An 11,254-nucleotide genomic window follows, 5' to 3' on the forward strand; every position below is an offset into this window, starting at 1 on the left:
ATCTTTAGTGGGCTTTTCGCTATTTAAGCATCGGCGCCAAAGGTGAGTAGATTGCTGTCGGGATCTAAAATCGAAAACTCCCGCTGACCCCAGGGCTTAATCTCAAGTTTGCCATTGGGGTGAATCTCAACGTGATTTTCTTGAAAAGACTGATACAGACAATCAATGTCGTCTGTGCGTATATAAACCATACCATAATTTTCTTCTGGTGGAAGTTCTTGGAATTCAAAAAAATGAATTTCAATATGGTCTTTTTTTAGCATCAGGTAACCTTCGTAATCGACTGCTCCACATAATGAAAATCCAAGTTTATGTAGATAAAAATCTTTTGTGATGGTTTTGTTGCGCATGGGCAGTTTGGGATGAATGGCTGTCAGTGTCATCGGTATATAATTATTAAGTCAAGTTTAATTCCTATGAATAACCTCGTTGAAATATAATCATTTATCGTAATATTTTAATGTTCTAATGGGAAGGATTCTTTCATTTTAATAGCGTATCCTTTAATTATTTTGGTTAAAATGTAGTTGTCTGTTATAACCAATTGTTATGACTTATTTGTAATTGTGTCTTTTAAAATAATTGAGAGTTATTCAATTTTGTGCCAAATCAATGCATCATTGTCATGGACAAAAAAATAAATACGACAATTCGTTATAAGCAGCTGCTCAATCGAAAGGTCTCCGTTCGGGAAATCATTTTTATACTCTTATTTGTATTATGTCTTACCCCATTTGTGTCGGCCCCTCTTGCCTTACTTTTGGGTATTATTGTAGCGCAATGGATTGGCCATCCCTTTCTGGCAGTCAATCACAGGGCAACACAGATTTTGTTACAGATTTCTGTGGTTGGACTTGGATTTGGAATGAATATCGATACAGCTATCCAAACGGGTAAGCAGGGGTTTGTGTTAACCGTTATTTCTATTCTCGGAACATTATCATTGGGCTATCTATTGGGTAGGTTACTCAAATTGGAAAAGGTGACCGCTTATTTGATTTCTGTCGGCACTGCCATTTGTGGAGGAAGTGCCATTGCTGCGGTTTCACCGACGATAAAAGCCAATGAAAAGCAAGTAAGTGTGGCGTTAGGGACCATATTTGTACTTAATGCCATTGCTTTATTTGTATTTCCTGTCGTCGGTCATTTGCTTGATCTCAGCCAGACGCAATTTGGTTTATGGTGTGCGGTTGCCATACAGGATACCAGTTCTGTCGTTGGTGCGGCAAGTAAGTACGGTAATGAAGCACTACAGGTTGCGACAACCGTAAAATTGACCAGAGCGTTATGGATCATTCCAATTGCCTGTTTGAGTGCTGTAGCATTCAAAACCAAAGGGACAAGAATTAAAATACCGTATTTTATTGGTCTCTTTGTATTGGCGGTTATCTTAACAAGTTATATCCCTTTTTTTCAGTATATAGGAGGCTATGTCGTTTCTATTTCAAAGATGGGGCTTACCTTAACGTTGTTTTTAATTGGAGCAAGTTTGTCGAGGGAGGTCTTGTTGGCAGTAGGTTTTAAAGCAATACTACAGGGGGTAGTGCTGTGGTTGGGATTATCAATACCAGTACTCATCTATATCTATTTTTGTCTCTAGGGATTTAACGTATACCGCAGCATAATCATATCTTTCAACAACTGGCCATTTTCATAAATAGGCAGCTCATAATTTTCAATGAAAAAATCTTTACGGATGGCGTATTTAACAAAGCCATTTCGTTCATAAAAGCGAATTTGGGCCAGGCCACAATCTGCAGTACCTACAATCAGGTTCGGGTATTGCCGGTAGTTTTCCTTGATAAAATCAAGTAGTTGACTTCCGAGCCCCATGCCTTGATACGCTGGTGATACGGCAATGTTTTTAATCTCTAATGTATCCGTATTGACGGGATATAAACAGAAAACAGCGATCGGTTTTACCGTTTCATAGACAACATAAACTAGCGATTCATAGAGGTATTTGTCAATTGCATGAATGGTTTCGTCTGCCAAAAGCAACAAATCATAAGGATATTCCTTATGATTTGTAACAAGTTTTATTTGAAAGCTATTGCGCATGTATAAGAATTCGCTAATGGCCTATAGTCTAAGGTTGGAATTAATTGAAATGATATAAGAAGATCACATCACCCACGTACGCCGGTTTTGCACTATCTTTGATTTTCAATGTAGCTTCGATGGTAACTTTGACAACCCCTCTCAAATTGACAACCGATTTTACTTGTGTATGGAGCTGTACAGCATTGTCAACCAAAACGGGTTGTGCAAAACGTAGGTTTTCAATCCCATAATTGATTTCCATTTTGACATTTCTTACTTCAGCAATTTGTTTCCATAAATAAGGAATGAGGGACAAGGTCAGATAGCCATGAGCAATAGTCGATTTGAAAGGACTATCAGTTTTGGCCTTTTCACTATCTAAATGAATCCATTGGTGGTCAAGGGTTGCATCCGCAAATTGATTAATTTGTTTTTGATCAATAACATGCCATTGGGATTCGCCTAATGATTTTCCTTCAAAGGCTTTGTACTCTTCATAATTGTTAATTATTGTCATATGTAATCTTTTTATCGCGTTTTGTTGGTATCGTTCTCCGCTTTCTATGAAGAAGGGGGAGACGAATTAGTGGCTAAATATAACTATACTTTTAAGAATCCTAAGCATATCCTTTATTTAAAAGATGATCGCAAGGAAAGACAAGCTAAGCTCGTCCGTCGTTAATGCGATTGTCCGAGCTGTGTCGTTGCATAGGTATTTTCAACGTAAGATCTGAAATTTTCGAGTATGGCCTGCCATCCATTACGTTGCATATCAATAGGATTTTCCGTTTCTGCATCAAAAATTATCGTGATATCCGTAGCAGACTTTTTTGCATTGAAGTTGATTTCAACATGACGACCATCAGGCATAACATAGGCTATTTTTTTAAAGGGTTCAAGCGCGGTATAGCTGCCTTCAAAATCAAAGCCCATAGATCCATCTTTTGCCTCCATTCGGTTTTTGAACTTTCCGCCAATACGTAAGTCATTGATCGAACTTGTACAGTGCCAGTCATCTGAAGCATGATTCCATTGCATGATATCCTCGGCCGAGTTATAGGCATTCCAGATCGTTTCTACGCGTACGTTGATATGGGTTTCAATCTTTATCCGTTCCATATAATATTATGATGTTTTCTAAGTTAATAACAGGAAAATTTGTGTTTTGTTATATCTATTGCCAGATAATTATCAATATATAATAAAAAGTGTGAAGTTGAAACTTATTTTAACGCAACCAAATGGTTTTGATGGAGTTTTGTTAACTTTAAGCTATTTAATACTTAAATCCGATTTATATGTCTTCCAAATTGCTTGTTATCTTCTTTTTTCTGCTTTCACCGAGTTTGATGTTTGCGCAGCACTATAAAACGACAACCGACGTTGCCTATTGTAGACCAGATGAACCAGATTCTTATAAGAAAGAACGTTGTAAATTGGATATTTATATACCGACTGATCGTAAAAATTTTGCTACCATCGTATGGTTTCATGGCGGCGGACTAGAGGAGGGAAATAAATTTATTCCACTTGAACTTAAAGAAAAAGGTGTAGCGGTTATAGCAGTCAATTATCGGCTAAGCCCCAGAGCGAAAGCGCCGAGCTATATCGAAGATGCTGCTGAGGCTGTTGCATGGACATTTTCACATATTGCAAACTATGGCGGAGATCCCTCAAAAATTTATGTGTCGGGACATTCAGCAGGCGGATATTTGGCTTTAATGGTTGGTTTGGATAAGCATTACCTGCAAAAATTTGGTGTTGATGCAAATAATATAAAAGGGCTGGCACCGATTAGTGGGCAAACAAATACGCATTATACGATTAAAAAGGAACGTGGGCAATCCATGGTGATCCCCCAGATTGATCATTTTGCACCGCTTTCGTTCGCACGGAAAGATGCACCGCCAATTCTCCTGATCACTGGGGATCAACAATTGGAAATGGCGGCACGGTTTGAAGAAAACGCCCATTTGGCAGCGGTCTTAAAACAGGTAGGGCATACCAGAACGTCGTTGTATCAGCTACAGGGGTTTGATCATGGGGGAGTGTATGCGCCTGGTTGCCTGTTGATACTGAACTGGATCAAAGGACTCGAAAAGTAGTTTTTATGCGGCCAGGCCGAGAATCGGAAATACAGCAAATCAAAATATTATAAATAAAATAAAAAATATTACAATTGTACATTCGAAAATTCTACCGAAATTTATCTCCAAAGTAGCACATCTCTACTTTTCAAATTAATCCGTTATGTGGGCAAAACGTAATATCGTATTTATAATCTGTATGCTGGGGCTTTTCTTAGCACCGTATAGGTTATTTGCCTGTCACGAACCGTCCGAAAAGCCAAAACAGGAAGAAAAATCATGTTGCCTTGATGAAAGACAACAGGTAAAGGACGTCGAAACAGCAGATTGTTGTAAAGATGAAAGAGCTGAATCACCAAAATCAGATCATCATGCGGATGACTGTGGTAAACATTGTGGCGAAAAATCATGCCGTACCTCTCTGCAATGTAATCCTATTGTTTCAGTGATCGAAGCTCAGCTTATTTTACCCTTATATGCTGATGCATCAAGCGCTTATGCGCGCTATAAACAGCCTTATTGCGCTGATGCCTATTTTTCCATTTGGCAACCTCCTCAGATCGCCTAGTGTTAGACTGATAGCCCATGCTATGTCTTTTTGGATCGGTTTCTCTATCCAAAGCCCCGTTTTATTTTAGCTTATGAAAATCCCTTTGGATCTATCGGATTCAATACGCAAATACAGTAAATCGCTGTAGAAGGGTTTTTCGTCGGTATTCTTTTATATACTACATATGATAATCATGAGATTAATGTCATTACTTGGTTTGGTAATCCCTGTATTACTATCCACCCAACATACACATGCACAAATTAAAAATGCAAAGACAGCGACAGTAAAGATTTTTGGAAATACACCGGCTGTTAAAACGATCATTGAAAAAGAAGGTCGGGACGGACAATTTGCGAAAGTTGACTGGAATCAGGCAACCAAACTGGCGGTTGTTACCTACGACTCGTCAAAAACAAGCGCGGATGAGGTTCTTAAGCGCATTGCATTGGCAGGGTTCGACAATGAAAAATTTCTGGCTCCAGATGATGCTTATGTTCAATTGGCAAAAGCTGAACAATATGAACGAGTCCTAAAACCAGCATTAAAATATGATACTGAACAGCAGGTCGATCATACGAATCATCGTCAGGGCGTACAAACAACAATTCAGCCTTCGGTGAACTCAAAAGCAGCGGATGAAAAGACCGCATTTGCACTGTTGGCAAGTTCTTACTTTGCGCTAAAGGATGCATTGGTGAAGACAGATGCGGTGGCGGCAGCGGCTCATGCCGAGGCATTTCAAGCAGCAGTCAAAGCTGTCGATATGAATAAACTTAGCCACGATGAACATACGGTATGGATGAAGGTGATGAATAAGCTGGCAAGCGATGCGACTGGTATAACTAAAAATAAAGATGTTGCTAAGCAACGTGTGGCTTTTGCATCTCTTTCAAATGCGTTGTATGAGCTGCTGAAGGTGAGTAAAGTGGACGGACCTATTTATTATCAGCATTGCCCTATGTTTAGTGAAGGCAAGGGAGCGCATTGGCTAAGTAAGGAGAATGCCGTGAAAAACCCATTCTTTGGAGCGCAAATGATTAGTTGTGGAAGTACAGTAGAAACGTTAAACTAATCGCCTGTGTTATGAATTATTTTCTAGCGATCCTATCGGTTGTTGTATTGTCTTTAACGGCCTGTAGCGGTTCACAAACAAATACCAAAGCTGAAGATCAAATAGCTTCGACTGATCCGGCGATCAGTTTGCCTGTACCGTCAGTTCAATATAAAGTGGGTGATCTCGTCCCTACAGCACAAGTTTGCATGGTGAATGATGCTTTTATGGGGAAAAAACAATTGCTGGTCAGACACGAGGGTAAGGATTATTATGGTTGCTGTGAAATGTGTAAAAAGCGCATACCGCAAGAAGCTGCGGTACGTGTAGCCATCGATCCTTTTTCAAAAAAAGAAGTGGATAAGGCGACGGCTTCCATTGCAATTACCGGCGATCAAGGAGAAGTTTCCTATTTTGAAAACGAAACAAACTATCGAAATTATATTAAAAATCTAAACCTATAAATACACGTAATTATGAAAAAGTTTATGCTAATTGTGGCGATCGCATTGATATTCGTTGCCTGCAATAATTCAACATCGAAAAATACACATGCAGATCATACGATCCCTGTTGCTGCGGATACTGCAACGACGAATGTCGACAAAAGCAAAGGCGATAGCGCTTTGACTAAAGAGGCTGCCAGAGTAAATAATACAGCTGCAAAAATAGAACCATCGGCGGGGAAAGTTGATGTAACAGCAGCTAGCAATCCTTTTGCAGGCTTATACAGCGCCTATTTCGCGCTGAAAGATGCATTGGTTAAGGATAATGGAGCGGCTGCACAGACAGCAGCGAAAGGAATACAGGCTGCCATTGTAAAACTTAATAACGAGCAGTTAGATGCTGTTCAAGGAAAACTTTGGAAGGAATACCAACGGAAATTGGCTTTCGATACAGAGCATATTGCTGGGATTACGGAAAATGAACATCAGCGAGAGCACTTTGTGACCCTTTCCAAAAATATGTATGTGTTGATGAAATCTGTCAAACCTGAAGCTCCAGTCTATTATCAGCATTGTCCGATGTATCGTGATGGAAAAGGAGCCAATTGGTTGAGTACACAAAAGAAAATTGAAAATCCTTATTTAGGTCAATCAATGACCACCTGTGGATCTATCGTAGAAACAATACATTAATACAATGAAAAGCTTATTCGAAGGACTGCCCAGCTTACACCCGCTATTGGTACATTTTCCGATTGTGCTCTTGCTGATGGCCTTGATTAGTCATATAGGTGCCTTATTGTTAAAAGAACATCGACGTACTTTCACTGTGCTGACTTTCGGATTGTTATTACTGGGAACACTTGGAGCTCTTGCTGCAATTCAGACCGCAACCCATATTTCAGGCGATGCAGATGAAAAGGCCTTCGCGGTTTTTGAGATCCATCAACGTTTTGCCTGGATCAGCTTTTGGATTGCAAGTAGCACTACAGTCCTGCATTTTGTTGGATTGCGAAAAGATACAGGTGCTTGGATAAACTATTTGATATTGATTTTGTTGATCAGTTTATCGGTGACACTATTTATCACAGGGCATCACGGTGCTAGACTGGTCTACCAATAAATATGGCGTAGGACCGATGGGAAATGGAATACTAATGAATTAAATGAATAAACATGTATAAAAAGAGTAATATATTAACGGTTGTCTTACTATTGATGACACAACTGACAGTGCTGGCCCAGAAAGTGGTTCGTCATGACCTTTATGTACGGGATACCATTGTCAATTATGCCGGCAAATCAAAACGGGCAATCGCTGTAAACGGACAGATTCCAATGCCGACCCTGACTTTTACTGAAGGAGATACGGCGGAAATCGTTGTTCACAATGAGTTAAAGGAAAGTACTTCGCTGCACTGGCACGGTATTTTTCTGCCGAATAAAGAAGACGGTGTGCCACACCTGACGCAGGAACCTATAAAGCCGAATTCGACTTATACCTATCGTTTTCCGATAATTCAACACGGTACACATTGGTATCACTCGCATTCGGGCCTCCAGGAACAGATCGGTATGTATGGTAGCCTTATTCTCAACAAGCGTGCAGATGATAAGACTTTCCGAAAAGGAATTGATGATTTACCCACGATTCCGGTCATATTAAGTGAATGGACAAATTATAACCCCGATAACATTCAGCGAATGCTACACACGGCCAACGATTGGGCCGCGATAAAAAAAGGGTCTACACAATCGTACGTCGAAGCAATTAAAGAAGGGAAGTTTAAGACGAAAGTCACGAATGAATGGAAACGTCAGCTGGCGATGGATGTCAGTGATGTCTATTATGATAAGGTGTTGATGAACGGGGCTCATTCCACGGATTTAAAGTCGGTGAATGGTAAAGCTTTGAAAGCAGGAGATAAAGTGCGTTTACGAATTTCCAATGGCGGTGCTTCGTCATATTTTTGGCTGCGCTATGCAGGTGGCAAAATTACCGTTGTTGCCAATGATGGGAATGATGTGGTTCCGGTGGAGGTCGATCGATTAATGATTGCGGTATCGGAGACTTATGATGTCGTTGTAACCATACCAAATGAAGGTACAGCTTACGAATTCATGGCAACAACAGAAGATCGAACACAATCTGCCAGTTATTTTGTCGGAAATGGTATTAAACAATTGATTTCCCCGCTTCCCCGCCTTAAATATTTTGAGGGCATGAAGATGATGAACGATATGATGAAGATGAATGGTGATCTCAATGATATGGGCATGAAGATGAGCCTGAACCAGATGGATATGAATGTGGTGATGTATCCCGAAATTACAGGTGATGGAAAGAAAAAAGAAGATCACAGTAAACATAGCGGTATGAATCATGGACAAATGAACATGGACGAAGATCCCAATCGTTATAATGCCAATGCATTGGGCGATATTGTCACGCTCAACTATGCGATGCTGGAGTCTCCCCAGGCGACTGAACTACCTAAAGAAGCGCCGATACGAGATCTCAAATTTACCCTGACGGGAAATATGAGCCGTTATGTATGGAGCATGGACAATAAAATTCTTTCTGAAACGGATAAGATACCTGTAAAAAAGGGCGAGGTATTGCGCATTACCATCTATAATAACTCAATGATGCGTCATCCAATACATCTGCATGGCTTTGACTTTAGATTGTTAAATGGAAAAGGATCAAAAGCGCCGTTGAAAAATGTGGTGGATATCATGCCCATGGAGACGGATACGATCGAATTCTTAGCGAATGAAGAAGGAGACTGGTTTTTTCATTGCCATATCCTGTATCATATGATGGCGGGGATGAACCGCGTTTTTGCTGTGGACGATTATAAAAATCCCTATCTTCCAGATAAAGCTAAAGCCTATAAGGAGTTGCAGATGGAAAGTAATATGACTCATTTCATGGCGCAAAATGATTTCGCTACCAATGGAAATGACGGTCAGGCAATGTTTCAGAATGCACGCTGGCAGCTTGGTTCAGAATGGCGTTTGGGGTATAATGATATGCACGGTTATGAAGTGGAAACCCACTTGGGTAGATACTTTGGGAAGATGCAATGGTTTATGCCATTTGTAGGTTTTGATTATCGTTATCGTCGAATGGGTGAGGATGAACATGAGAAAAATATTTTTGGACAGGCCAATAAAAAAGATAGTCGCAAAGCTTTAAGTCTGGGTTTTATGTATACTTTACCCATGTTGGTCAATTTTCAGGCAGAGGTGTATCACGATGGAATTGTGCGATTGCAGCTTATGCGTGAGGATATCCCGATCGCTAGAAGGATCCGTGGCGATTTTATGGTCAACTCAGACCTTGAATATATGGCTGGACTAAATTATGTCATCACCAAAAATATGGCTTTTAGAACACATTATGATAGCGATATGGGCTTTGGTGTGGGCTTGTCATTAAATTATTAAAAACGTAGATTTTATATTGGATTTTTAAAGGGGGCTTTGCATCGCAAAGCCCCCTTTTTCTTGTGCTATAAAAAGAGTGGATAAATGGCGTACTGTTTATGAAATAATCCTGATTTTATTGGGAGATAAATCGGACTTTAGCCGCGTTCATCCGAATGAGGTCCCTATAAGGTCCGAATAAGGTCCCTATAAACTCCCTATTATTGAATATAAAAATAACTTGTTATGTAAGCCTTGTCTACAATGTATTTTCATGTTTTGCCCTTCGGGTTATCGCTAGCTTAGTGCTTTCCCCGCTAGCGTATTCCTTTCTCCGCTACTCTGCCTATAAAAGGAAGATAGATCAATTCTTATTGGGGGATGGCGAATCTGGTTTTGGTAGATGGAAAGAAAGAAAAACGCCAGAAAAGGTTTATTCCTGGCGTTTTATACTAGTGTGAATTTTATGACGACTAAAGTTTTTGATCGCTTAAATCATCCATTTAAATATGCTGGCTCCCCAAGAGAAACCTGCACCAAAGGCGGTTAACATGACTAAATCACCGGTATTTAATTTTTTAATATTCTGCCAGATACACAACGGGATCGTGGCAGCAATGGTATTTCCTAGGTATTCGATATTACTTAATGCTCTGTCTTCTGGTATATTCAGACTACGCCCAACGGCATCAATGATGCGCTGATTAGCCTGATGTGGAATTAACCAGTTGATATCTTCAATCTGTAGGTTGTTGCGTTGTAAAACCGTATTACAGGCGTCGCTCATAGACTGAACAGCATGTCTAAATACAGTTTTGCCATCTTGTTTCAGGAATCTGTTGTCGTTGACAGGAAGATTACTGTCGATTGGATACAAAGAACCGCCGGCTTCGATTTTTAAGAATTCTTTTCCCGCGCCATTGCTACATAGATAGGCATCCATAATTCCACCTTCCAAAGATGGCTCAAGCCATATCACACCAGCGCCATCACCAAAAAGAATATTGGTCGAACGATCTTTTAAATCGACATAAGTACTGATGTTGTCAGCACCGACTACGAGTACATTTTTATAACGGCCTGTCTCAACGAGAGCTGAAGCCATGTCTAAGGCATATAAAAAACCAGAGCAAGCAGCGTTGACATCAAAAGCCCAAACATTGGTAAGACCTAATTTTTCTAAAATGATATTTGCTGTTGCCGGCATTGGCATATCGGGTGTAGAAGTCGCTACAATTAGCGCATCTACATCGTTCAGATTTTTATGATATTGTGTTGCCAAATCTTGTATAGCTTTTACAGCCATGTCTGATGTGGCAAGATTTTCTTCTAAAATTCTCCGCTCCTTAATACCTGTACGTTTGATAATCCATTCATCGGATGTATCGCAAAACTGCTCCAAATCTGTATTTGATCTCTTATTCGGTGGAATATATCCGCCAATACCAGTAATTGCTGCATACGGCCTGCTGGGTATTCTCTCAGTCATAAATTAATGTACTCTATTCTCTCTCTTATTATAGCTATCCTATTAGGAATGACTCGTGTGTTTTTTGCGCCGTAAAACTACGGTTAATTTATGCGATTAATAAGCGAAAAAAATGATTTATGGCAAAAAATTACGTTTTGCCAACACTTTTAA

At 39.9% G+C, this 11,254-nt stretch carries 13 protein-coding genes; 8 read left to right on the forward strand and 5 right to left on the reverse strand.

Features of this window, described 5'->3' with window-relative positions; translation table 11 throughout:
- Positions 1-23: 23 nt before the first annotated feature.
- Entirely contained in the window at positions 24-383 is a 360-nt protein-coding gene (locus BGP15_RS05195) for a bleomycin resistance protein (RefSeq protein ID WP_046673907.1), read from the reverse strand.
- Positions 384-625: 242 nt separating this feature from the next.
- Between BGP15_RS05195 and BGP15_RS05200 the strand changes: the two genes are divergently transcribed.
- The gene (locus BGP15_RS05200) at positions 626-1,600 is read left to right on the forward strand and encodes a YeiH family protein (RefSeq protein WP_046673908.1); all 975 of its coding nucleotides are present in this window, start codon (positions 626-628) and stop codon (positions 1,598-1,600) included.
- Here the strand turns inward: BGP15_RS05200 and BGP15_RS05205 are convergent.
- The 3 genes from BGP15_RS05205 to BGP15_RS05215 all read right to left on the reverse strand — a co-directional run bounded on the left by BGP15_RS05205 (position 1,597) and on the right by BGP15_RS05215 (position 3,162).
- Positions 1,597-2,061 carry a GNAT family N-acetyltransferase gene (locus BGP15_RS05205; protein WP_046673909.1) on the reverse strand — a complete coding sequence of 155 codons (465 nt, stop codon included), beginning with the start codon at positions 2,059-2,061 and terminating at the stop codon, positions 1,597-1,599. The two genes, BGP15_RS05200 and BGP15_RS05205, sit on opposite strands and share 4 nt — an antisense overlap.
- Positions 2,062-2,101: 40 nt before the next feature.
- The gene (locus BGP15_RS05210; protein ID WP_046673910.1) at positions 2,102-2,560 is read right to left on the reverse strand and encodes a MaoC family dehydratase; all 459 of its coding nucleotides are present in this window, start codon (positions 2,558-2,560) and stop codon (positions 2,102-2,104) included.
- Positions 2,561-2,721: 161 nt separating this feature from the next.
- Entirely contained in the window at positions 2,722-3,162 is a 441-nt protein-coding gene (locus tag BGP15_RS05215) for an SRPBCC domain-containing protein (protein WP_046673911.1), read from the reverse strand.
- Between the two features lie 179 nt (positions 3,163-3,341).
- On the opposite strand from BGP15_RS05215, the gene BGP15_RS05220 reads away from it, so the two are divergent.
- The 7 genes from BGP15_RS05220 (at position 3,342) to BGP15_RS05250 (ending at position 9,633) form a co-directional block, all read left to right on the forward strand.
- The gene (locus BGP15_RS05220; protein WP_046673912.1) at positions 3,342-4,148 is read left to right on the forward strand and encodes an alpha/beta hydrolase; all 807 of its coding nucleotides are present in this window, start codon (positions 3,342-3,344) and stop codon (positions 4,146-4,148) included.
- A gap of 145 nt (positions 4,149-4,293) precedes the next feature.
- Complete coding sequence (locus tag BGP15_RS05225) at positions 4,294-4,698, forward strand: hypothetical protein (protein WP_046673913.1); 405 nt, start codon at positions 4,294-4,296, stop codon at positions 4,696-4,698.
- Between the two features lie 175 nt (positions 4,699-4,873).
- Positions 4,874-5,755, forward strand: coding sequence for a DUF3347 domain-containing protein (locus BGP15_RS05230; RefSeq protein WP_286768887.1), 882 nt, complete (start codon positions 4,874-4,876; stop codon positions 5,753-5,755).
- Between the two features lie 11 nt (positions 5,756-5,766).
- Positions 5,767-6,198 (forward strand): hypothetical protein, encoded by a 432-nt coding sequence (locus BGP15_RS05235; RefSeq protein ID WP_286768888.1) that lies wholly within the window; start codon positions 5,767-5,769, stop codon positions 6,196-6,198.
- Between the two features lie 12 nt (positions 6,199-6,210).
- Positions 6,211-6,873, forward strand: coding sequence for a DUF3347 domain-containing protein (locus tag BGP15_RS05240; RefSeq protein ID WP_286768889.1), 663 nt, complete (start codon positions 6,211-6,213; stop codon positions 6,871-6,873).
- A gap of 4 nt (positions 6,874-6,877) precedes the next feature.
- The gene (locus BGP15_RS05245; protein ID WP_286768890.1) at positions 6,878-7,303 is read left to right on the forward strand and encodes a DUF2231 domain-containing protein; all 426 of its coding nucleotides are present in this window, start codon (positions 6,878-6,880) and stop codon (positions 7,301-7,303) included.
- Positions 7,304-7,356: 53 nt separating this feature from the next.
- On the forward strand, positions 7,357-9,633 hold the full coding sequence (locus BGP15_RS05250) for a multicopper oxidase family protein (RefSeq protein ID WP_046673917.1): 2,277 nt from the start codon (positions 7,357-7,359) through the stop codon (positions 9,631-9,633).
- Positions 9,634-10,102: 469 nt separating this feature from the next.
- Here the strand turns inward: BGP15_RS05250 and BGP15_RS05255 are convergent, their stop codons facing one another.
- Positions 10,103-11,101: a beta-ketoacyl-ACP synthase III gene (locus tag BGP15_RS05255; protein ID WP_046673918.1), complete on the reverse strand. Its 999-nt coding sequence runs from the start codon at positions 11,099-11,101 to the stop codon at positions 10,103-10,105.
- Between the last annotated feature and the right edge of the window lie 153 nt (positions 11,102-11,254).

It is taken from the genome of Sphingobacterium sp. 40-24 (genome assembly GCF_001899705.1).
GTDB classification, from domain to species: domain Bacteria; phylum Bacteroidota; class Bacteroidia; order Sphingobacteriales; family Sphingobacteriaceae; genus Sphingobacterium; species Sphingobacterium multivorum.